This window comes from Pseudomonas sp. IT-P294 (assembly GCF_949767865.1).
Taxonomy (GTDB): domain Bacteria; phylum Pseudomonadota; class Gammaproteobacteria; order Pseudomonadales; family Pseudomonadaceae; genus Aquipseudomonas.
This window is the reverse complement of record NZ_CATKQW010000013.1, coordinates 38,888-60,191: the sequence shown is the minus strand read 5'-3', so window position 1 is coordinate 60,191 and position 21,304 is coordinate 38,888. Positions and strand designations below refer to the sequence as shown.

Here is a 21,304-nt window from a genome sequence, read left to right as displayed (position 1 = left end):
AGCGCTTTGGTTACTTTCGCGCTTTTCGAAAGTGACCCGCCGTCAGGGCGGAACCAACAGCAGCCGTTACCGCAAAAACGGATATGCACCCAACCCCCAACCAGCAACCCCAAAACTGTCTTCAGCGAACAGCATTACCCTCGGTGACCAACCTTCAGCCAGTCACACAACCCTGCGGTATCTTCCCGGCAAAACTGTCCACCAGACTTGCCACCACCATCTCGCCCATCCGCGTGCGAGTCTGCAGCGTCGCACTCGCGCGATGGGGCTGCAGCACCACGTTCTCGTTACCAAACAGCACCTGCGGCACGTTCGGTTCATCGACAAACACATCCAGCGCCGCACCTGCAATCTCACCGGCCGCCAGTGCAGACACCAGGTCCGCCTCGTTGACGAGCTTGCCCCGGGCCACGTTGATCAGATACCCACCTTTACCCAACGCTTGCAGCACCTCGGCATTGATAATGGCTTCAGCCTTGTCGGCCGCGGCGGCGAGAATCAGCGCGTCACTGTTGCTGGCCAGCTGTTTCAGATCGGCGAAGAACGTGTGGCTCACATCGCTCATGGGCTGCAAATCGGTGTAGCTGATCGGGCAGCCGAAGGCGGCGGCGCGGGTTGCCACGGCACGCCCGACCCGGCCCATGCCGACGATGCCGATTCGCATGCCTGATACCTGACGCGCCAAAGGCAAGGGCGCCAATGGTGTCGCGCTGTGCGGCCATTGTCCCGAACGTACGTAACGATCACTGGTGCACAGCCCGCGACACACGGCAATCAGCAAGCCGATGGCCAGGTCGGCGACATCTTCGGTCAGCGCGCCGATGGTCGCGGTGACGCGGATCCCACGATCCCTGGCATAGGCCAGGTCAACCGCATCGGTGCCGACGCCATTGACTGCCACCACTTGCAGTTTCGGCAACTGCGCCATCAGCGCCTGGCTGATCCCGGTATGCCCGCCGGTGATCACCCCGCGAATGTTCGCGCCGTGTTCCTGCAAATAAGCCTGCTTGTCGGCCTGCTGGAAGTAACGTCTGACGGTGAACAACTCATCAAGCCGGGTGTTGATTTCAGGAATCAGGATCGGGCTGAGCTGCAAGACTTCTGGTTTCATGTAAACCTCGCGTAACGGAATAAAAAAGCCGGTTCAACCGCGACCGGCAAACGGCATGGCACTGGCCATGACGGTCATGTTCAGGACGTTCGCCTCCAGCGGCAGACCGGCGATGTAGCGCACGGCATCGGCCACATGCTTGACGTCCACCATCGGCTCCACCGCGATGGTGCCGTTGGCCTGGCGCACGCCTTTGGTCATGCGCACCGACATTTCGGTCAAGGCGTTGCCGATGTCGATCTGGCTGCAGGCGATGTTGAATTCGCGCCCGTCCAGGGCCAGGGATTTGGTCAGTCCCAGCACCGCGTGTTTGCTCGCGGTGTAGGCGCTGCTGAGCGGGCGCGGAGTGTGTGCCGAGATCGAGCCGTTGTTGATGATGCGTCCGCCCTGTGGCTGTTGCCGGCGCATCAGTGCGAAGGCACCACGGGCGCAGAGGAAAACCCCGTTGAGGTTGGTGTCGATCACGTTTCGCCACTGCTCGAACGTCAGTTCATCCAGCGGTACGGCAGGGGCGTTGACCCCGGCGTTGTTGAACACCACATCGAGGCGTCCGTAGACCTCGGCGATGGTTGCAAACAGCGCATCGACACTGGCCGGATCGCGCACGTCAGTGGGGACCGCCAAGGCTTCGTGTCCCTCGCTGCTCGCCAGGTCGACCAATGCCTGCAGGGGTTCTGGCCGGCGTCCGGCCAAGACCAGGGTGAACCCGTCGGCCATCAGGCCCAGGGCCACGGCGCGGCCGATTCCGCTACCGGCACCGGTGACCAGCGCCACTTTCAAAGGACGGTTCATGTGGTTATCTCCTTTTTCAATTCACGAGGGTGTGTGCCGGGCTCAAGGTCGCTGGCCGACGCGCATTTCCAGTTGGCCGATGCCGTCGATCCCGGCGTTGATGATGTCGCCGGGTTGCAGCACATCGACGCCTGCCGGGCTGCCGGTCATGATCAGGTCGCCGGCTCGCAGCGCGACCGATTGCGAGATGCGGCTGATGATTTCACTGACTGACCAGATCTGACTGTCGAGGCTGTCGCGCTGGCGCTCTTGGCCATTGACGTTCAGCCACAACTCGCCGTCAGGGTGACCCGCGCGAGTCATCGGGACGATGGCGGTCATTGGCGCGGCGCCGTCGAATACCTTGGCGCCTTCCCACGGCAAACCATTGCTTTTGGCCGAGCGCTGGACATCGCGACGGGTCAGATCAAGACCGGCTGCATAGCCCCAGACATAGGCCAATGCCTGACTCTCAGGAATATTGGCGCCACCCTCGCCAATGGCCACGACCAATTCGATTTCGTGGGCAAACTCTTCGGTCAACGGCGGGAAGATCACTTCCCCCGTCGCCTCCACCACGTTGCTCGCCGGTTTCATGAAGAACACGGGCGGCTGACGGGACTGGCCTTGGGTATCTGGCCAAGGGTAGTTGCGGCCGACGCAAAATACCCGGCCAACGGGAAAGCGCTGCTGGCTGCCAGCAACCGGCAAGGTCACGGGCAGATCCGGGGTAAACACATACTCGGTCATGGTCATTTTTCAGGTGTCCTGTTAGAAGCGTCAGCGTACGGCGGCAATCTTTTGTGAAGTTGGACGAATGCCGCCTCGTGTTGGAGAAAAACGCTGTCTTGGCTCAGCGCACCTTGAGTTCGATGCGGTACAAGCGACCGAGCAGCAACGAATAGGACAGGGTCCCCATCAGCGCCACGCCACCGATGAACCAGAAGGCGTAGGCAAACGAGCCGGTCGCGTGGACGATGCCGCCAATCACAATCGGGGTGACGATCCCTCCGATGTTGGCGGCCAGGCTGGTGACCCCGCCGGTCAGTCCGATCAGTTCCTTGGGCGCGACTTCCGATACGGCCGCCCACGACGACGAAGCGATTCCCTGGGCGAAGAAGGCAATGGTCAGCACGGCAATGCAGATCACGTTCGAGTCGGTGAAATTCACCAGCACAATCGACATCCCCAGCATCGATCCGACCACCAAGGGCAGCTTGCGAGCGAAGGACATTGAGTAACCACGGCGTATCAGCAAGTCGGAGATGATGCCTGCGAGCAAAATGCCGACCGTCGCTCCCACGAACGGCAGCACCGCGAAGATCCCGGCCTTGATCATGGTCAGCTTGCGTTCTTCGATCAGGTACGTCGGGAACCAGGTCAGGAAGAAGTACAACGCCGAGGTGCTGGCGAACTTGCCGATGCAAATCGCCCAGATCTGCCGATAGCTGAACAGCTCGGTGATCTGCCTCCAGTTGAACCGCGTGCGCTCCTGACTGCTCTTGACCAGTCCACCGCCAGCTTCGATGTACTTCAGCTCTTCCTCGCTGACGTTCTTGCAGCTCAGTGGATCGCGGTACACGTAGAGCCAGATCACACCGAACACAATGCCAAGTATCCCGGTGCTGTAGAAAACGTGGCGCCAGTCATAGGTCGTCGCCAGCCATAACAGCGCGCCGGTAAACAGGGCCGTGCCCAGGTATTGGCCACACACGTAAATGCTGCTGGCCAGGCCACGTTCGCGGGCCGGGAACCACACCGTCACCGCTCGGCTGTTGGCAGGAAACGCTGGAGCTTCCATGGCTCCGACCGCCAGGCGCAGCCCAAACAGCGAAGCGAATCCTGTGGCAAAGCCTTGGCACACGGTGACGGCCGACCAACTGATCAGCGATACCCCGTAGGTGACCCGGGAACCGAAGCGATCGGCAATGAACCCGGCTGGGACCAGGGCGAGTGCGTAGGTCCAGGCAAACGCGGAAAAAATCAGGCCCATCTCGATCTTGTCCAGCCCCAGATCCTTGGCCATGAACGGTGCGGCAATCGAGATATTTACGCGGTCGATGTAGTTGATGATGGTCGCAATCAGCAGCAACGACAGCATGAACCAGCGCCGACGTGTCGGCAGTCGCTGAGGCAACAGGGCGTCCCGGGCGCCGGTGCTCACCGACGGCGCGGTGGACGGGGAGGTGTGCGAGTTCGACATGAGTAGACCTTTTTATTGTTAGAGGAATCCAGTTGTTCGCGCGCAGCCGAAACCGATGCCCCCGGTGTCGGGGCAGAGCATCGCTACTTGAATGAGAGGCGCGAACAGACGCTGTCAGGCGCTCAGATACGCCTTCGGACAGGCTCGGTCGGGGGAGGGTTAGCGTGGGAAAGAAACAGGTTCATTGCGTGCGCACCTTGTGATTGTTTTTGGAAGGGTCGGGCTGCATTGGCTGTCAGAGTGGTCGTACAACATCGCAAAATCAACGAAGGCGTTAGATCGTTTTTTCTCCTGAAAACAGCGATTAGTGCAGGTGTCCAAGAAAAATCAAATCGGCTTATTTCCGTAATTTTGTCGAAAACGTTTGATAAGTTATTGTTTATAAAAGATTAAATAATCTTGATCTGACTTATTTTTTTGGACAGACGACGTAGCACACACGAATACAATTAATTCTCTGATTTTTGATGTCATCCTATGACGCATTGAATTCGGCCGTCGCGGCCGACACAATCAGCGACGTCGCCGCCTGTTCCGCGGCGCGACGACAACCTGCCCATGTACCTGTCGAGGAGCCTCAGGCGATGTCGTCATCGAATCGAGTACCCACTTACGTCATGCAGCAACGTAGCGAATTGACGGACTTTTACATCCGCGACAAAAAGGGCCGGCTCGCCGAAACCAGTCCGCATCGCCACGAGTATTTCCAGATCCAGGTCAACCTGGGGGGCGATACCGAGCAGCACATCGGCAACGTCGAGCGTCCGTTTCCACGCAACACCCTGGCCTTCATCCTGCCGCATCGCGTGCACGTGATTCCGCATCCGGCTGACAGCAACTTCATGGTGATCAATTTTTCCCAGACCTTTCTGCTGCCGCACTTGCAGTGCGATCCGATGGATCTGGAGGAAGTCTCGATTCTCCTGGCGCCGGAGTTGTCGCCGTTCCGCTTTCAGGAACATCTGGATTTCATTCTGGCCGATGAAGATTTCAGCAAGGTCTGTGGGTTGATCGAACAGATGCGCGTGCTCGACGGAAACCGTCAGTTCGGCACCCGTGAGATGCTCAAGGGCTTGCTGCTGCAATTGATTGGAAGTGTCTGCGCCTTGTACGCAGAGCCATTGAAACGGCTGGCCGAAGAGAACGCCGCCGAAGTCAGCCGACGCGACGCCCTGAGCAGGATGTCGGAGTATTTGCGCAAGAACATCGCCGACCCCGATCTCAACCTGATCAAGGTCGCCGCTGCGACCTACCTGTCGCCGACGTACCTCACGCACTGGTTACGCAAGGAAATCGGCAAGACGTTCACCGAACTGGTTCTCGAACGCCGGATGCACGCGGCGCGCAATTATTTACTCAATGGAACGCGGCCAGTGGGGGAGGTGGCGAGGTTGTGCGGCTTCGCCGACGAAGCCTATTTTTCACGACGCTTCCGCCAGATCCACGGCCAGCCTCCAGGGCAATTTCGGCGTCAGCAACTCAATCCTGATACGCCACAATCCCCCTCCAGCACATGACGGTTCAATACTCGCCTTCGATGGGCTCATGGCGGCTGGGACGAGCGTTTCGGATGTTCCTTTTTTACCGACTAGACTAACGTTTCCAACTCAATGCACGCCTAAAATCGGGCACGCCTTCCGGCGTGAGCCCGATTGCCTCTCAGGGGCTACCGATGAAAAAACCATGGATCTGCGGTTTTCTGCTGATGGCCCCGTGTGTCCATGCACTGGCTCAGGACGACGCGTCTGAAAAGAACCAGGGATTCTGGCAACTGCAAACAAGCGTCTATACCCGGCACTACACGCCGGACCCTGACCACAATAACAATCAGGACTTGATCGGGCTGGAGCGGAACGAACCCTCCGGCTGGTTGTTTGGCGGGGCGACCTTCCGCAACTCGTTCAGCCAGCGGTCTTATTACGCCTACATCGGAAAGCGCTACGAAAGCGCGGACTACCCGGTTTACATGAAGTTGACCGGCGGTGCCGTCGAGGGCTATCACGGCAAATACAAAGACAAAATACCGCTCAATCACTTCGGTGTTGCACCTGTGATCATTCAGTCATTAGGGGTTCATTACGGGCCTGTAACCACCGAGCTGGTATTGCTCGGATTCAATGCGGCGCTGGTCACCGCAGGCCTGCGATTCTAAAGAAACTGCGCTGGCGCGCATGCCTGCCGACTGTCCGTAGTGTCGAGGGTTGTTTGCAGTTCAGGCGTAAAATAGGTGCGCAACCTCATCAACAGGAGGCGCCTATGCAAGCGGTCCAAATGAGCACTCAGGCTGCAGAAAACAGAGCCGTCTGGGATCAATACTTTTGTGCTGCATTGATTGCGGAAAGCAACCTGACTGCACCGGTTATCGGCGGTCCGAATTCGAGTCACGAGGACAGGCAGAACCTATTGGTCGAAAGGGCGACCGTTCTCGCGGACAAGATGATGGAACACAGAAGATAAACAGAGCCCAGCGCACCGCGCTGGGCTTTTCACGGCAGGGCCAGGCTTAATCGTGACCCTTGTAGGCGCCGCTGCTGATCTTGCTGGTTGGCACAATAAGCTCCGGCCCTTGATTGCGAACGTTGCCCACCGCGCGAGCTACCTGAAACCATTCAAACGCCTCAGCCGGCTCACCCTGCAACAGCACCATCTGTTCGGCCCGCTCCTTGGGTGTGGCGGGGTCTAGCCATTCGCCCGCCAGCTCTGGTGCGAGTACCACCGGCCGTCGATCATGAATGTCCACCATGCCGCCGGCACTGTCGGCGGTGATGATCACAAAGCCGTCATGTTCGCTGGGCTCATGCTCGCCGATGGGGTATTGGCCGATCGCTGCACAGAGAATCGGCGTGTGGTCGCGGTGACGGATCAGGTAGGGCTGTTTTTTCGGGCCGCCTTCGTAAACCCACTCAAACCAGTTGTCGATCGCGAGAATCGCCCGGTGCGGCCAGATGGCTTTGAAGAAGGGGCCATGGGCGACCTTTTCCACCCGGGCATTGATCGGCGGGGCACGGTCTTTGGCCCAGTGTGGGCGCCAGCCCCAACGCACACTGTCAGCACGCAGGTATTCACCATCGCGGTGAAAGAGCGCGAGCTGCGTGGTCGGCGCAGCGTTATAGCGCTCCAAAGGTTGGTCGCCGACATAGTTGAGCAGGGCGTTGGGGATGCTGAGGGCCGCGACAAAGTCGTGAATGCCACGGTACTGGGAAAGGCGTCCGCACATGATTGCACCCTCCTGCTGTGTATTCAGGATAGACCCATGGCCGGCGGTTTCATTATTTGTTGGATCAGATCAGGGAATGGTTGAGGGAGTTTTAATAAGGACTCCCCTGGTCAACGAATACGCCAACCAGGGCGCGGGCGGCGGTGTTTCATGCCGCGCGCAGCACAGATAAAGAATTTAGTAGCCGTTCGTCGGAACCTGCGCACGATCAAACAGTTAGCAAGTCGATGTAGTAGCCCAAAAAAAACCAGGTTCCTATGCGATCTCTAATTTCCGAAATGCCGAACGGGCGCAAGCTCGTTGATGAGCTTGATGCTGCGACCGAACAGATGATGTCTATCCCGGTCGAACTCATCGGTGGATCTCGGTGGCAGGAAGCCTCCAACCGACAGCAACAAGCGTTCAAAAAATGGCAAGCGTATCTGCAGCTCATGGCGGACGGACGACGATCGACCCTCGCGCTTAAAGTCGCATGAACTTCTGCCTCCCGTAGAAAAGCAGGCTCACGGCTGACAGTAGTCTTTTAGAGACGGGTTTTACGCTCTGCGATGACCGCGTCTCACCGATGCGGCATCAGCTCGCCATGCGCCGTACGCCTTCCTTGCGCCGGTTGGACTTTTCCTCGAGGTAAATGGCGAATTCCATGGCCTCCCGGTAACTGGAGCGCAAGGCCCAAGTCTTGCCCGTGTATCGCTCGACGACATGGAAAATGCCGAGTTTCTTGGTCACCACCTGAAAGCGAACACCACGGCGCGACTTCAGTCGGTTACAGCGCCGGAAGAATTCGATGCGTGTTGCGCTGGAGGGGCCGAGCAGGGCGCAGAGTTCGTCGATGCGCTGCAGAAAGGATGGATGCATGTCTGATCCTCGAAGTGGGGGAGCATGTATTCGTATGTACTTTTGTCGTTAGTTGTTTGCCTTTGGATGCAGAGGTGAGTTCTGACGGATAAAGGTAGACGCAAAAAAACCACATCGAAACCTGACGGTTATTTTTTTTGCAGGCGAGTGGTTTGGCGATCAGCGTTCGGCAGGGCGTGTTTCGCTGATGCCGATAGGCTTGCTGGCCTTTTAGCGCGTCAGTCGAGCGCCTGAAGCATGAGTCGCCTGCAACGCGCCCTGAAGGGTACTCATCACCATCTCATGCAGCAGCTTGCGACGTGCCCTGCCGCTTGCCTGGGGTTCCCCGACCCAGGCCGGCAGTTGGTTGAGCAGGGAGACGATGCCGCTCAGGGTGGCGCGTCGGGTGGCGCTGGCCGGTTTGCCGGTGAGCTGCTCAATCGTTTCCACCAGGTGCTCCTCATAGCGTCGGCGCAGACTCAGGATCGAGGCGTGCTGTTCGCTGCTCAGGCAATGCAGGTCGTATTCCGCCAGACGGAAATGCGCCCCCATTCGCTCATGTAGCAGCAGGTGCGCCTCAAGCAGGCCGTGCAGTCGTACGTCGGGCGCGGATTTGCGACGAGTCACCAGGCTGGCGCCATGAAGCAACTGCTCGTAGAGCTCCTCGATCAGTTCGAACAGCAAGGCTTCCTTGCTTTCGATGTGGTTGTAAATGGAGCCGGCAGCAATCCCCAGATAAGTGGCCAGGTCGCGCATGCTGACCCGACTGAAACCGCACTTGGCGAAAAGCTCAAGCGCCTTCTGGCGGGTTTCCAGGTAGCGCGAGTCGATGGCCTGCGGCGCAACGCAATTCGGTCTGGTGCAACGGGACGTGACTGGCTGAGCGTGGGTCATGACATCAGGCCTCCATCGTTGTTGATCCACCTCATACGCGAAACTGCCCCAAAAGCTTATTGAGCTGGCTGGCCAGTTGACCCAATTGTTGGCTGGCCTCGTTGGAGCGGTCTGCGGCCTGGGCGTTTTCGTGGGCCAGCGAGGCTGCACGGGTGACATTCTGGTTGATGTCCTCGACCACGTGCGACTGCTCCAGGGTGGCACTGGCGATCGAGGCGTTGAGTTCGGTGAGGTTGCGCAATGCGCCAATGACCTGGTGCAGGCTCTCACCGGTTTGGCGGGCTTGTTCCACGGTTTGTTGAGCGGCTTGGCTGCTGGCATTGATGACATTGACCGCCGCTTCCGAGTTGCCCTGCAGGCGCTCGATCATGCCCTGGATCTGCGCGGTGGATTGCTGGGTGCGCTGCGCCAACAGGCGCACTTCGTCGGCCACCACGGCAAAGCCGCGACCCTGCTCGCCAGCGCGCGCCGCCTCGATGGCGGCGTTCAATGCCAGCAAATTGGTCTGCTCGGCGATGGCGCGGATCACTTCCAGCACGCTGCCAATCTGGGTGCTTTCCTGGGCCAGGCTCTGGATCACTTCGACGGCTTGGCCGATGGTCTCGGACAACTGGTCGATCTGGCGCAGGCTGCTGTCGATGTTGTGCTGGCCCTGGCGTGCCTGCTCATCGGCCTGGCGTACTTCGTTGGCGGCATGCTCGGCGTTCTTCGCCACTTCCTGTACGGCGTAGGAAACCTCATGAATGGCAGCGGCCACCAGTTCCATCTGCTGGGATTGCTGCTGACTGTGGCGCTGACTGTCGCTGGCGATTTCACCGAGCGATTGCGAGGCCTTGTCCAGTCTGCCGGCGGTCTGCATGGACTGGCCGATCACCCCGCGCAGTTTGCTGGTGAACGCGTTGAAGTGGCCGCTCATGGCGGTCAGTTCGTCGCGCCAGCGGCTGTCCAGGTTGCGGGTCAGGTCGGCGTCGCCGCTGGCGATGTTCTCCATGGCATCAACCACCTGCGTCAGTGGCGAGGCGATGCTGCGGGCAATCAGCAGGATCAGCGCGCTGAGCAGCAGGGCGATCATCACCAGAATGACGAAGGCCTGTATCAGCTGGCGGCGGAACTCGACGTGCACGTCGTCGATGTAGATGCCCGAGCCGACGATCCAGCCCCAAGGCTTGAACAGTTCGACGTAGGAGACCTTTTCCACCGGCGCGTCGGAACCCGGCTTGGGCCAGCGGTAGCGCACCAGGCCAGAACCGTCGCGTACGGCCACGGCAACCATCTCGTCGAACAAGGCCTTGCCATCCGGGTCGAGGGTGCCAGCCATACGCTTGTCCTGGAGCTTGGCATTGGGGTGCATGACCATGCGGGTGTCGAGGTCTTCGATCCAGAAGTAGTCCTCGTGGTCGTAGCGCAGGTCGCGTATCACTGCGCTGGCCTGTTGTTGCGCCTGCTCACGGCTGAGACCGTGGTCTTCCAGATCTTGGAAATGGCGCAAGACGCCGCTGGCGGTCTCGACCACGTGGCGGGTTTTCAGCGCCTTGGCGGCATAGAGGTCGTCATAGCTCTGCTTGAGCATCAGGCCGGCGAGAATCAGCAGCATCAGGATGGACATCAGCAGGATCAACCACAGCCGGCGGCTGATGGGAATATTACGCAGGCCGAGCATGGGCAACTCCAGGAGGGGGCGAAAGAGGTAGCAGCCGGACGCAGGGCGCGTCCGGCCAGGGGCTCAGAGCGCGTAGTGGGCCAGCTCGCGGGCAATCAGCAGGCGCTGCACCTCGCTGGTGCCTTCGTAGATCTGGGTGATGCGTGCATCACGGTAGTAACGCTCCACCGGGTAGTCCTCCAGATAGCCGTAGCCGCCATGGATCTGCATCGCGCTGGAGCACACGCGTTCCGCCATTTCCGAGGCGAACAGCTTGGCCTGCGAAGCTTCTGACAGGCACGATTGCCCGGCACTTTTCAGGCGTGCGGCATGCAACACCAACAGGCGGGTGGCATTGAGCCGGGTGTGCATATCGGCGAGCAGGTTGGACACGCTCTGGTGTTCGATGATCGGCTTACCGAACTGGATGCGTTCGCGGGCATACCCCAGCGCGGCCTCGAAGGCGGCGCGGGCGATGCCCAGGGCCTGGGCGGCGATGCCAATGCGACCGCCTTCCAGGTTGGACAGGGCAATGGCCAGGCCTTTACCGCGTTCGCCCAGCAAATGATCCTGGGGGATCGTGCAGTTGTTCAGGGTGACCGCACAGGTATCGGACGCCTTGATCCCCATCTTGTGTTCGCTGCGATCGACCACGAATCCGGGGTTGTCGGTCGGCACCAGGAAGGCCGACAGACCCTTCTTGCCCAGCTCCGGATCGGTCACGGCGAAGACGATGGCCAGCTTGGCACGCTTGCCATTACTGACGAACTGCTTGGCTCCGTTGAGCACCCACTGGCCGTCGCGAAACTCGGCGCGGGTACGCAGGTTGTGGGCTTCGGTACCGGCCTGTGGTTCGGTCAGGCAGAAACAGCCGATGGCCTGGCCGCTGGCCAGAAGTGGCAACCAGCGGTCTTGCTGGGACGGGGTGCCATATTTGAGCAAGGGGCCACAGCCCACTGAATTGTGGATGCTCATCAAGGCGCCGAGCGCACCGTCGCCGGCCGAGATTTCTTCCACGGCCAGGGCGTAGGCGACGTAGTCGGTGTAACTGCCGCCCCATGTGTCCGGCACCACCATGCCCAGCAGGCCCAGTTCACCCATCTGCGCCACGACGGCGTCATCGATCCAGCCGGCTTTTTCCCAAGCCTGGGCATGCGGGCCGACTTCACTGCGGGCGAAGTCACGTGCCATGTCGCGGATCATGCGTTGTTCTTCGGTCAATTCGATATCGTGCATTGCGAGTCTCCTGCCGATCAGGCGGTGCGAAGGGGAGTGCCAGAGGCTGGGCGAAATTCTCTGAAGAAAGCCTGCACCCGCGTCGGTACCAGTTCCGCCAGGGTTGGCGGGTTCCAGCGTGGGGTCTTGTCCTTGTCGATGATCAGGGCGCGGACGCCCTCCATCAGGTCGCCTTTGTCGAACCACTGGTAGTCCAGGTGCAACTCCAGGGCAAAACAGTCGGCCAGGCTCAGGTATCGACCGCGACGCAACAGCTCCAGTGTGGTGGCCATTGCCAGCGGCGAGCGGCTGTCGAGCAGTGCGACTGTCTGTTCGGCCCAGTCGCGCAGCTCGGGACGCTGCTCGCGCTGCAGCGCGTTGCGAATCGCCGGCACATCAGGCAACGAGAAATACTCATCGATCACCTGGCGATAAGCCTTGAGTTCCGATCCGGCAATTCGCTCGGTGGCCAGGCCGGCGAGCAGGTCTTGCAAGTCTTCCTCGGGCGCACCGGTCCAGTTCAAGTGATCCAGGGCGGCATCCAGTTCGGCCAACCGCTCGCTGGGCAGACAGTAGTCGGCGAGGTTGGCATAAAGCGCATCGGCGGCACGGACCTGGCAGCCTGTGACCCCCAGATAGAGACCCAGCTCACCCGGAAGGCGCGGCAGAAAATAACTGCCGCCGACATCGGGGAAAAAGCCGATGCCGACTTCCGGCATGCCCATCCGCGTGCGTTCGGTGATCACCCTCAGCGAAGCAGCCTGTGCCAGCCCCATGCCGCCGCCGAGGACGAAACCATCCAGCAGCGCCAGTACCGGTTTGGAGTAGCCATGCAGGTACTCGTCAAGGGAGTACTCTTCTTCGAGGAACAGCTCGTGCAGGTTGTCCCCGGCCTTGTGACTGTCGTACAGCATGCGGATGTCGCCGCCGGCGCAGAAGGCTTTCTCCCCGGCGCCGCGAAGGGTCACGGCGACAATCTCCGGGTCCTGTTCCCACACCCACAGGTGCCGGCACAGCAGTGTCACCATGGGCAGGTCCAGGGTGTTCAACGCACCGGGTCGATTCAACGTCAGGTGGCCGATGCGATTACGCACACTGGCCAGCACCGGGGCTTGCTGCTCGCTCATGCTTACGCTTCCCCACGGAACAGTTTGATGATCGCGGAGAAGTCCAGACCGCCATTACCTTGCAGGCTGAAAGTCTGGTAGAGCTGCTGGGCGGCGGCACCGAGCACCACTGGCTGACGCGCATGTTTGGCGGCTTCGGTGGCGAGACCGAGGTCCTTGAGCATCAGGTCGGTGCCGAAGCCGCCAGTGTATCCACGCGAGGCCGGGGCATTTTCCAGCACGCCCGGGAACGGATTGTTGATCTCCGAACTCCAGCAGCGACCGGTGGACGTGCCGATGACACCGGCCAGCACCTTGGCGTCCATGCCCAGGGCCACACCCAGGGCCATGGACTCGGCGACGCCGACCATGGAGATGCCGAGCAGCATGTTGTTGGCGATCTTGGCCACCTGGCCGTTGCCTGCGCCGCCGCAGTGCACGATGTTGCGGCCCATGGCCGAGAGGACCGGCAGGGCCTGGTCGTACACACTGACCGGGCCGCCGACCATAAAGGTCAGGGTGCCAGCCGTCGCGCCGCCGGTGCCGCCGGAGACCGGTGCGTCGAGCATCGGGTTGCCTTGGGCCAGGGCGAATTTTGCGACTTCGCGGGCACTGATCGGGTCGATGGTCGAACTGTCGATCAGCAGCACGCCTTGGCCGATGTTGGCCAGCAAGCCGTCCTTGCCGCGATAGACCTGCTTCACGTGGTCGGCGGTTGGCAGCATGGTGACGATCACCTCGACCCCGGCCTTGGCCACGGCGGCGGGCGAGTCAGCGGCGCTGGCGCCGGCCTCGACCAGGGCGGCGACCGCCTGCGGGAAAGGATCGAAGACGGTCAGGCTGTGGCCAGCCTTGAGCAGGTTGCGCGCCATTGGGCCGCCCATGTTGCCCAGGCCGAGAAATCCGATATGCATGTTGACTACCTTTTGCGAGAGGGGAGGCGCTGTTGCGCGTCGACCCGTTATGTCTGCGAATGCACCGTTCAAGTCCCGGCCGGCCGACGCTGGGCGCCGGCCGGCAGAGATCATTTCAGGGTGATGGTGGTGTTCACCGAGCCGCCGGTGTCATCCTCGTCGAACCAGCGCTGGGTGACCGTTTTGGTCTGGGTGTAGAAGGTCACCACTTGCTTGCCGTAAGGGCCCAGATCGCCGAGCTTGGAGGCGCGCGAACCGGAGAAGGAGAACAGCGGAACCGGTACCGGGATCGGCACGTTGATCCCGACCTGACCGACGTCGATTTCTTCCTGGAAGTGACGGGCAGCGGCGCCGGAGCGGGTGAACAGGGCGGTGCCGTTGCCATTCGGGTTGGCGTTGATGATCTCGATCGCCTCGCTCAGGCTGGCGGCATGCATGACGCACAGCACTGGGCCGAAGATCTCTTCGCGGTACACGGACATTTTTGCGGTGACATTGGAGAAGATTGTCGGGCCGACGAAGTTGCCGTCCTGGTAGCCCGGCACGCTTGGGTTGCGGCCATCCAGTACCAGCGTGGCACCTTCTTCGATGCCGCTGGCGATCAGGCTGTTGACGCGATCCAGCGCCGCGCAGGAGATCACCGGGCCGATGTCGGTGCCCGGTTCGGTGCCGCCATTGATCTTGAGGGTTTTGGTCCGCTCGATCAGGTCCGGCAGCCAGGTCTGCGCTTCACCCACCAGGATCACCACCGGCAGGGCCATGCAGCGTTGGCCGGCAGCGCCGAACGAGGCGCCCAGCAGGTTATTCAACGTCTGCTGCTTGTTGGCATCGGGCAGGACGATGGCGTGGTTTTTTGCGCCCATCATGCACTGGGCGCGTTTGCCATTCTGGGTAGCACGGTTGTAGACATGGGTGCCGACTTTGGTCGAACCGACGAAGGACACGGCTTTGATGTCCGGGTGATCACAAATCAGGTTCACCGCGTCGACGCCGCCGTGGATGACGTTAAGCACGCCCTTGGGTACACCGGCTTCCAGTGCCAGTTCGACCAGGCGCATGGTCACCAGCGGATCTTGCTCGGACGGCTTGAGGATGAAGGTGTTGCCGGTGGCGATGGCCATCGGGAACATCCACAACGGGATCATCGCCGGGAAGTTGAACGGGGTGATGCCGGCGCACACGCCCAGTGGCTGCATCAAGGTATAGGTGTCGACGCCATTGGCGACGTTGTTGGCCAGCTCACCCATTTGCAGGTTGCCGATGGAGGCAGCGTGCTCGACCACCTCCAGGCCGCGGAACACATCACCTTCGGCATCCGGCAGGGTTTTGCCCTGTTCGGCGGTGAGCAGGGCGGCCAGTTCCTTGATGTTCTCGCGGATCAGCTGCTGGTACTTGAAGAAGATCCGGGAGCGGGCGCCAATCGGCGTCTTGCGCCAGGTCTTGAAGGCTTCCTTGGCGCTGGCCACGGCGGCGTCCATTTCCTCGGCGGTGGCGAAGGGCACGCGAGCCAGAACTTCCTGAGTGGCCGGGTTGACCACGTCGCGCCACTGGGTGCTGCGTGATTCGACGAACTCGCCGTTGATGAGAAGCTTGACGCTAGGAATGCTGGAGGAGGTCATTTTCGGGTCCTGTCTACTTTCTTTGAGTCGAGAGAGGCCCCTCGGCCTGTTTGGCCGAGCGGTCGCGTGTGAATTCAGAATGGCCGGCGAACCGGCCGGGGTTCAGCCCTTGAGCTGAGGGAAGTCTTCTTCGAAGTGCTCTTGCGGGCCGCGTGTATCACTTTGTCGGCGCAACACTTCCATCTGTCGCAGTTCCACCCGGCGGATCTTTCCGGAGATGGTCTTGGGCAGTTCGCTGACGAACTCGATACGGCGCACCCGCTTGTAAGGCGCCAGGTGCTCGCGGGCGAAGGCGAGGATATGGCCGGCCAGTTCGGCGCTTCCGGGTTCGTCGTGAGCCAGGATCAAAAACGCCTTGGGCACGGCCAGGCGCAGCGGGTCCGGGCTTGGCACCACGGCCACTTCCATCACTGCCGGGTGTTCGATCAGCGCGCTTTCCAGCTCGAAGGGGCTGATGCGGTAGTCGGAGGCCTTGAACACATCGTCGGCGCGGCCGACAAAGGTGACGTAGCCATCCTCGTCGATCTGCGCGGTATCGCCGGTGCGGTAGTAACCATCGCGCATCACTTCGGCGGTTTTCCCCGGGCTGTCCTCGTAGCACAGCATCAGGCCAAGCGGACGCACGTCGAGTGGCAGGGCCACTTCACCCTCGTTGCCCGGCACTCCGTCGGGGTCAAGCATGGTCACTTGGTAGCCCGGCAGCGGACGGCCCATGGAGCCGGGTTTGAGCAGTTGGCCGGGTGTGTTGCCGACCAGCGCGGTGGTTTCCGACTGGCCAAAACCATCACGCAACGGCAAGTCCCAGGCATGCAGGATCTGCTCGATGATCTCCGGGTTCAGCGGTTCACCGGCGCCTACCAGTTCGCGCAGGTTCAAGCGCTCTTTGTAACTGGCGAGGTCCTCCTGGATCAGCATCCGCCACACGGTGGGCGGGGCGCACAGGCTGGTGACGCCGTAGCGCTCCAGTGCGCCGAGCAGGGCCGGGGCGCTGAAGCGCGCGACGTTGTGGATGAAGATGCAGGCGCCGGCGTTCCACGGTGCAAAGAGGCAGCTCCACGCATGCTTGGCCCAGCCCGGTGACGAGATGTTCAAGTGCAGGTCGCCCGGCTGCAGGCCGATCCAGTACATGGTCGACAGGTGGCCGACCGGGTAGCTCTGGTGACTGTGCAGCACCATCTTCGGTTTGGAGGTGGTGCCGGAGGTGAAGTACAGCAGCATCGGGTCAGTGGCATAGGTGCGACCCTCGGCTTCGAACTGCTCGGAGTATTCGCTGGCGGCGCTGTGCGGGGTCCAGTCGGCGGGGCCCGGACCGACGCAGATGCGGCTGCAGCCTTCACCCAGGCCGACGAACTTGTCGACATGGGCGCCGCCGACCACGAGGTGGCGAACCTGGCCGCGCTCGATGCGGTCGCTCAGGTCATCCGGGGTCAACAGGGCGGTAGCGGGAATGACCACGGCGCCGATCTTGAAGGCGGCCAGCATGGTTTCCCACAGGGCGACGTCGTTGCCTAGCATCAACAGGATGCGTTCGCCACGGCGCACGCCAAGGGCGCGCAAATGGTTGGCCACCTGATTGGAGCGCAAGGCCAGTTGCTCGAAGCTGTAGCGCTGTTCGCTGCCGTCTTCTTCAACGATCCACAGGGCGTTGGCCTGGTTGCCTTCGGCCATCGCATCGAAGTAATCCAGCGCCCAGTTGAACTCGTTCAGCTGCGGCCAGCGGAAGTCCCGCGTGGCAGTGGCGTAATCGGTACGGTGGGCCAGCAGGAAGTCTCGAGCGGCGAGGAAGGGTTGGCAGTTGCTGTTCATTAAAATCTCCATCGATCGCGGGGGCGATCAGCGCGGTATCGGGTACGGGAGGGTCAGGCGGCGAGTTTGGCTTCGCTGCGGGCAGCAACACGTACGGGACGCGTGCAGGTACCAGAGAACGGGGAGACGGCGGCGAGCAGGGATGTTTTCACGGTGTATGCCCTTGTTTGTTTTTGTTGGGTCTGGCCCGGTTCATGACCAAGCGCTTGAGCCCAGTATATGCATGCAAAAATCAATAAAAAATGCTCATAAAAACCGGTGCGTTGTGCAAAAAAATCATAGGCGTGGAGGGTTGGATGGGTGCCACTCGCACCGTCAGGGGATACGAGCGGCCCCGGCTTTACAGGGGATTTACCAGAGCGGCAGGGTGTAGCTGAGGATCAGGCGGTTTTCATCCAGATCGCTGCCGAAGTTGGTCGAGCGCACCGTCGCGTTGCGCCACTTCAACCCGACATTTTTCAGCGGTCCGCTCTGCACGACATAGCCAATGTCGGTGTCGCGTTCCCATTCCTTGCCTTCCGGGCGGTTGGCGCCCAGATCGATGTTGTCGCCGGTGAGGTAGCGCGTCATGAAGGTCAGGCCCGGTACGCCAATGGCCGCAAAGTTGTAGTCGTAGCGCGCCTGCCAGGACTTTTCGTCCTTGCTGGCGAAGTCGCCGATCTGCACGAAGTTCACCAGGAAGGCGTCGGTGCCGTTGACGTAGGCGTAGCCGGTGTCGCCGCTCATGCCTTGATAACCCAGCCCGAACGCATGCCCGCCAAGGCTGTAGGTGAACATCGCGCCGATGGCGTTGTTATCGACATAGCTGCCGCCATCGTCCGTGGACCGGGCATAACGCAGGTCGGTCTTCAACGACTGGCCCGTGGTCACCGGCAATACGTAGGTCAGGTTGACCAGGTGCTGGCTGTAGAAATTGTCGAGGTGACCGTAGCTGTAGCCGGTGGCGAGGTTGCTGGTCCATTTGTAGTTGAGGCTGGCGAAATCGAAGCTGTCGCTACCGAGATGACGCGTCGTGATGCCCTTGGCGCCGGTGCGGGTGATGCCCATGTCCTCGTAATCCGAGGAGTCGCGCTGATTGACCTGGGTCAGACGCCCGGCGTCCATGGTCAGGCCTTCAAGTTCCAGCGACGTCAACTGACCGCCCTTGAAGGTTTGTGGCAACAGCCGTGAATCGTTGGCCAGCACGGTCGGCAGTTTCGGCAGCAGCGTGCCGAGTTTCAGCGTGCTTTTAGAGGCGCGCAGTTTGGCGGTCAGGCCCAGTTCGCCGTACTCGTCCTGCGCACCTTTGCTCGTGTCGCGATGGCGTTTGAGCAAGCCGGAACCTGCGCGATCAGGGCTGGAGTCGAGCTTGACGCCGACCAGTCCGATGGCATCGAAACCGACGCCGATCAAACCGTCGGTGAAGCCCGATTCATAGCGCAGCAGGAAACCCTGGGCCCATTCCTCTTGTTTCGATTGAGGGGCGTTGGTCTGGCGATAATCCCGGTTGAAGTAGAAGTTGCGCAGCTCCAGGCTGGCCTTGCTGTCTGCGAGGAAGTCCGCATGGGCTTGGGTGGCCAGGCTGGTGCCTGCCAGGAACAGGGTGAAAAGGCTGGGTTTCATGGCGTGTCTCTTGTTGTTATGGGTCAGTGTTTTTACGAGCAAGCCGATCCCGCACTGACCGGGGCCAGTGGAGGGAAGGCTTGTTGAGCGTGCCCAGCGCGGGGCGGCGCTGGGCGGGAGTAAAAAAGCGCGGTGCTAAGGGGCGAACTCGCGCTCGGGGCACAGACCCCGTAAAGCTGGAGCGTTAGTGACTGCTGGCCATGGCAGCGCCCAGGCCTGTCTGGGCACGGACGAACTGATCGGCATAAGCCGCGCGCTCTCGGTTGGCGCGCTCGCTGCGGTCCAGCTTGGACGCGACCACGATGACCAGGAAGGCCAGCGGCATGGAGAACAGCGCCGGCTGGTCGTAAGGGAAAATCGCGTGGGCATGGCCCAATACGCCGACCCACACCGACGGCGAGCCGACGACCAGGCCCAGGGCGCTGATCAGTCCCGTCAGACCGCCGTAAACGGCGCCTCGAGTGGTCAGGCCATCCCAATACATGGCCATGATCAGCACCGGGAAATTTGCAGAGGCCGCAATGCCGAACGTCAGGCCAACCAGAAACGCGATGTTCTGGCCCTCGAACAGAATGCCGAGGGAAATCGCGACAATGCCCAGGCAGACAGTGGCGATGCGCGACACACGCATTTCCTGCTTCTCGTCGGCCTTGCCCTTTTTCAGCACCGAAGCATAAAGGTCGTGAGAGATGGCCGAGGCGCCGGCCAGGGCCAGTCCGGACACCACGGCAAGGATGGTGGCGAAGGCCACGGCGGAGAGGAAGCCGAGAAACAAGTTGCCGCCCACCGCTTTAGCCAAGTGCATCGCCACCATGTTGCCGCCGCCGATCATGGCGCCGCCTAGCTTGCCGTCGACATAGTACTGAGGGTCTGTGCCGACGATGACGATGGCGGTGTAGCCCAGAATGCAAACTACGAGGAAGAAAAATCCGATAAACACCGTGGCGAACAGCACCGATTTACGCGCCTCCTTGGCATTGGGCACGGTGAAGAAGCGCATCAGGATGTGTGGCAGTCCGGCGATGCCGAAGACCAGTCCGAGGGACAGCGATACCGCGTTGATCGGGTCGGCGAGCAAGGTGCCCGGGCCCATGATCTGCACGCCGCTGGCGTGTACCGCCACCGCTTGGGCAGCCAGTGTCTCGAAGCTGAAGCCGAAGCGACTCAATGCCATCAGCATCAGGGTGGTGCCGCCGCCCAGTAGCAGAACCGCCTTGGTGATCTGCACCCAGGTGGTGGCGAGCATGCCGCCGAAGATCACGTAGACCAGCATCAGCAGACCGACCACCACCACCGCCGTGCGGTAGTCGAGGCCGAACAGCAGCTTGATCAACTGGCCGGCACCGACCATCTGCACCACCAGGTAACAACACACTACTGTCAGCGAGCCGAGGGCGGCGAAGCTGCGCACGCGGGTTTGATCCAGGCGCAAGGAGACGATGTCGGCGAAGGTGTAGCGGCCCAGGTTGCGCAGGCGCTCAGCCATCAGGAAGGTGACGATGGGCCAGCCGACGAAGAAGCCGATGATGTAGATGAATCCGTCATAGCCCTTGGTGAACACCAGGCTCGAAAGGCCGAGCAACGTGGCCGCCGACATGTAGTCACCGGCGATTGCCAGGCCATTCTGAAAACCGGTGATACCGCCACCGGCGCTGTAGAAGTCGGCAGCGGAACGCGTGCGGCGAGACGCCCACCAAGTGATCAGCAACGTGGCAAGGACGAAGACGAAGAACATGCCGATGGCATGCACGTTGAGCGGTTGCTTCTCTGCGATGAGGGTGTCGGCGTTGGCCAGCAGAGGGCAAAGGGCGAGCAGGGCGGTCAGGCGTTTCATGCGCGAGTCTCCTGGAGGATCTGCGCGCTGAGCGCGTCGAAGCGGGTGTTGGCGGTGTACACGTACCAGGCGGTCAGCAGCCAGGACAGCAGGATTATCGTCGCGCCGATCGGCATGCCGAGGCTCAGATGGCTGCCGTCGTACAGCGGCAGACGCAACCAGGCAGGGGCGAAGGCCACGACCATGATGTAGCTGTAATAGACGGTCAGGACCGCGCCGCTCAGTGACCAGGCCAACAGTGCGCGCTGGCGAGTGAGGCGCTGGAACTTGGGATTGGCCCTGACCTGGTCGCAAGTCAGGGCATGGTTCGGATGGTCGGTCGTCATGGTGAGGCTCCGCTTTTAATTGTTTTTGTTTGTCGGCCTTTTTAGGGGCGTACGGGTACCCGAGCGACGCTCCGAAAAGGGACGCCACCTGAATGCTGGTGCTGGAGTCATTGCCGCCCGGTTGATCCTGCGCAGGCGGGAAAAAAGTGGATGGCCCATGGGTGGTGCCGGAGGTCTGCGTGCTGTCGCGCGGACCCTCGGCGGACCTTG

At 61.2% G+C, this 21,304-nt stretch carries 19 protein-coding genes; 3 read left to right on the top strand and 16 right to left on the bottom strand.

Going from position 1 to position 21,304, the window contains the following annotated elements; genetic code table 11:
* Positions 1-154: 154 nt before the first annotated feature.
* From ACM6I0_RS14245 to ACM6I0_RS14230, 4 genes are all read right to left on the bottom strand, one after another.
* The gene (locus tag ACM6I0_RS14245; protein WP_414922606.1) at positions 155-1,111 is read right to left on the bottom strand and encodes a 2-hydroxyacid dehydrogenase; all 957 of its coding nucleotides are present in this window, start codon (positions 1,109-1,111) and stop codon (positions 155-157) included.
* Positions 1,112-1,144: 33 nt separating this feature from the next.
* Entirely contained in the window at positions 1,145-1,903 is a 759-nt protein-coding gene (locus ACM6I0_RS14240; protein WP_414922605.1) for an SDR family oxidoreductase, read from the bottom strand.
* 42 nt (positions 1,904-1,945) lie between these two features.
* Positions 1,946-2,638: a fumarylacetoacetate hydrolase family protein gene (locus ACM6I0_RS14235; RefSeq protein ID WP_414922604.1), complete on the bottom strand. Its 693-nt coding sequence runs from the start codon at positions 2,636-2,638 to the stop codon at positions 1,946-1,948.
* 97 nt (positions 2,639-2,735) lie between these two features.
* Positions 2,736-4,085, bottom strand: coding sequence for an MFS transporter (locus ACM6I0_RS14230; protein WP_285433207.1), 1,350 nt, complete (start codon positions 4,083-4,085; stop codon positions 2,736-2,738).
* Between the two features lie 584 nt (positions 4,086-4,669).
* Here ACM6I0_RS14230 and ACM6I0_RS14225 point away from each other — a divergent pair.
* The 3 genes from ACM6I0_RS14225 (at position 4,670) to ACM6I0_RS14215 (ending at position 6,542) form a co-directional block, all read left to right on the top strand.
* Positions 4,670-5,602, top strand: coding sequence for a helix-turn-helix transcriptional regulator (locus ACM6I0_RS14225; protein ID WP_285433209.1), 933 nt, complete (start codon positions 4,670-4,672; stop codon positions 5,600-5,602).
* Positions 5,603-5,757: 155 nt separating this feature from the next.
* Positions 5,758-6,237, top strand: a complete 480-nt coding sequence (locus ACM6I0_RS14220) for a sn-glycerol-3-phosphate transporter (protein WP_414922603.1) — start codon at positions 5,758-5,760, stop codon at positions 6,235-6,237.
* Positions 6,238-6,341: 104 nt separating this feature from the next.
* The gene (locus ACM6I0_RS14215) at positions 6,342-6,542 is read left to right on the top strand and encodes a hypothetical protein (protein WP_222585827.1); all 201 of its coding nucleotides are present in this window, start codon (positions 6,342-6,344) and stop codon (positions 6,540-6,542) included.
* Positions 6,543-6,588: 46 nt separating this feature from the next.
* Here ACM6I0_RS14215 and ACM6I0_RS14210 read toward each other — a convergent pair whose 3' ends face one another.
* The 12 genes from ACM6I0_RS14210 to ACM6I0_RS14155 form a co-directional block, all read right to left on the bottom strand.
* Positions 6,589-7,302, bottom strand: coding sequence for an SOS response-associated peptidase family protein (locus ACM6I0_RS14210; protein ID WP_414922602.1), 714 nt, complete (start codon positions 7,300-7,302; stop codon positions 6,589-6,591).
* Positions 7,303-7,875: 573 nt separating this feature from the next.
* Complete coding sequence (locus tag ACM6I0_RS14205; protein WP_285433216.1) at positions 7,876-8,160, bottom strand: hypothetical protein; 285 nt, start codon at positions 8,158-8,160, stop codon at positions 7,876-7,878.
* A gap of 210 nt (positions 8,161-8,370) precedes the next feature.
* On the bottom strand, positions 8,371-9,033 hold the full coding sequence (locus ACM6I0_RS14200) for a TetR/AcrR family transcriptional regulator (RefSeq protein ID WP_414922601.1): 663 nt from the start codon (positions 9,031-9,033) through the stop codon (positions 8,371-8,373).
* A gap of 31 nt (positions 9,034-9,064) precedes the next feature.
* A complete protein-coding gene (locus tag ACM6I0_RS14195) occupies positions 9,065-10,693 on the bottom strand; it encodes a methyl-accepting chemotaxis protein (RefSeq protein WP_414922600.1) in 1,629 nt (542 codons plus the stop codon).
* A 63-nt stretch (positions 10,694-10,756) separates the two neighbouring features.
* On the bottom strand, positions 10,757-11,908 hold the full coding sequence (locus ACM6I0_RS14190; RefSeq protein WP_414922599.1) for an acyl-CoA dehydrogenase family protein: 1,152 nt from the start codon (positions 11,906-11,908) through the stop codon (positions 10,757-10,759).
* A 17-nt stretch (positions 11,909-11,925) separates the two neighbouring features.
* Positions 11,926-13,014: an enoyl-CoA hydratase/isomerase family protein gene (locus tag ACM6I0_RS14185; RefSeq protein WP_414922598.1), complete on the bottom strand. Its 1,089-nt coding sequence runs from the start codon at positions 13,012-13,014 to the stop codon at positions 11,926-11,928.
* Between the two features lie 2 nt (positions 13,015-13,016).
* Positions 13,017-13,907, bottom strand: a complete 891-nt coding sequence (mmsB, locus tag ACM6I0_RS14180) for a 3-hydroxyisobutyrate dehydrogenase (protein ID WP_285433222.1) — start codon at positions 13,905-13,907, stop codon at positions 13,017-13,019.
* A gap of 110 nt (positions 13,908-14,017) precedes the next feature.
* Positions 14,018-15,526, bottom strand: a complete 1,509-nt coding sequence (locus ACM6I0_RS14175; protein ID WP_414922597.1) for a CoA-acylating methylmalonate-semialdehyde dehydrogenase — start codon at positions 15,524-15,526, stop codon at positions 14,018-14,020.
* Positions 15,527-15,628: 102 nt separating this feature from the next.
* Positions 15,629-17,332 carry an AMP-binding protein gene (locus tag ACM6I0_RS14170; protein ID WP_414922596.1) on the bottom strand — a complete coding sequence of 568 codons (1,704 nt, stop codon included), beginning with the start codon at positions 17,330-17,332 and terminating at the stop codon, positions 15,629-15,631.
* Between the two features lie 351 nt (positions 17,333-17,683).
* On the bottom strand, positions 17,684-18,934 hold the full coding sequence (locus ACM6I0_RS14165; RefSeq protein ID WP_414922595.1) for an OprD family porin: 1,251 nt from the start codon (positions 18,932-18,934) through the stop codon (positions 17,684-17,686).
* A gap of 184 nt (positions 18,935-19,118) precedes the next feature.
* Positions 19,119-20,768, bottom strand: a complete 1,650-nt coding sequence (locus ACM6I0_RS14160; RefSeq protein ID WP_414922594.1) for a cation acetate symporter — start codon at positions 20,766-20,768, stop codon at positions 19,119-19,121.
* The gene (locus ACM6I0_RS14155; protein ID WP_259150004.1) at positions 20,765-21,094 is read right to left on the bottom strand and encodes a DUF485 domain-containing protein; all 330 of its coding nucleotides are present in this window, start codon (positions 21,092-21,094) and stop codon (positions 20,765-20,767) included. Before ACM6I0_RS14155 ends, ACM6I0_RS14160 begins: the two co-directional genes overlap by 4 nt.
* Positions 21,095-21,304 lie beyond the last annotated feature (210 nt).

Coding starts and splice junctions, on each gene's coding strand:
- ACM6I0_RS14200 (WP_414922601.1), bottom strand. CDS start 9,033: ATGACCCACGCTCAGCCAGTCACGTCCCGTTGCACCAGACCGAATTGC.
- ACM6I0_RS14240 (WP_414922605.1), bottom strand. CDS start 1,903: ATGAACCGTCCTTTGAAAGTGGCGCTGGTCACCGGTGCCGGTAGCGGA.
- ACM6I0_RS14165 (WP_414922595.1), bottom strand. CDS start 18,934: ATGAAACCCAGCCTTTTCACCCTGTTCCTGGCAGGCACCAGCCTGGCC.
- ACM6I0_RS14160 (WP_414922594.1), bottom strand. CDS start 20,768: ATGAAACGCCTGACCGCCCTGCTCGCCCTTTGCCCTCTGCTGGCCAAC.
- ACM6I0_RS14195 (WP_414922600.1), bottom strand. CDS start 10,693: ATGCTCGGCCTGCGTAATATTCCCATCAGCCGCCGGCTGTGGTTGATC.
- ACM6I0_RS14190 (WP_414922599.1), bottom strand. CDS start 11,908: ATGCACGATATCGAATTGACCGAAGAACAACGCATGATCCGCGACATG.
- ACM6I0_RS14230 (WP_285433207.1), bottom strand. CDS start 4,085: ATGTCGAACTCGCACACCTCCCCGTCCACCGCGCCGTCGGTGAGCACC.
- mmsB (WP_285433222.1), bottom strand. CDS start 13,907: ATGCATATCGGATTTCTCGGCCTGGGCAACATGGGCGGCCCAATGGCG.
- ACM6I0_RS14220 (WP_414922603.1), top strand. CDS start 5,758: ATGAAAAAACCATGGATCTGCGGTTTTCTGCTGATGGCCCCGTGTGTC.
- ACM6I0_RS14210 (WP_414922602.1), bottom strand. CDS start 7,302: ATGTGCGGACGCCTTTCCCAGTACCGTGGCATTCACGACTTTGTCGCG.
- ACM6I0_RS14155 (WP_259150004.1), bottom strand. CDS start 21,094: ATGACGACCGACCATCCGAACCATGCCCTGACTTGCGACCAGGTCAGG.
- ACM6I0_RS14170 (WP_414922596.1), bottom strand. CDS start 17,332: ATGAACAGCAACTGCCAACCCTTCCTCGCCGCTCGAGACTTCCTGCTG.
- ACM6I0_RS14225 (WP_285433209.1), top strand. CDS start 4,670: ATGTCGTCATCGAATCGAGTACCCACTTACGTCATGCAGCAACGTAGC.
- ACM6I0_RS14185 (WP_414922598.1), bottom strand. CDS start 13,014: ATGAGCGAGCAGCAAGCCCCGGTGCTGGCCAGTGTGCGTAATCGCATC.
- ACM6I0_RS14245 (WP_414922606.1), bottom strand. CDS start 1,111: ATGAAACCAGAAGTCTTGCAGCTCAGCCCGATCCTGATTCCTGAAATC.
- ACM6I0_RS14205 (WP_285433216.1), bottom strand. CDS start 8,160: ATGCATCCATCCTTTCTGCAGCGCATCGACGAACTCTGCGCCCTGCTC.
- ACM6I0_RS14215 (WP_222585827.1), top strand. CDS start 6,342: ATGCAAGCGGTCCAAATGAGCACTCAGGCTGCAGAAAACAGAGCCGTC.
- ACM6I0_RS14175 (WP_414922597.1), bottom strand. CDS start 15,526: ATGACCTCCTCCAGCATTCCTAGCGTCAAGCTTCTCATCAACGGCGAG.
- ACM6I0_RS14235 (WP_414922604.1), bottom strand. CDS start 2,638: ATGACCATGACCGAGTATGTGTTTACCCCGGATCTGCCCGTGACCTTG.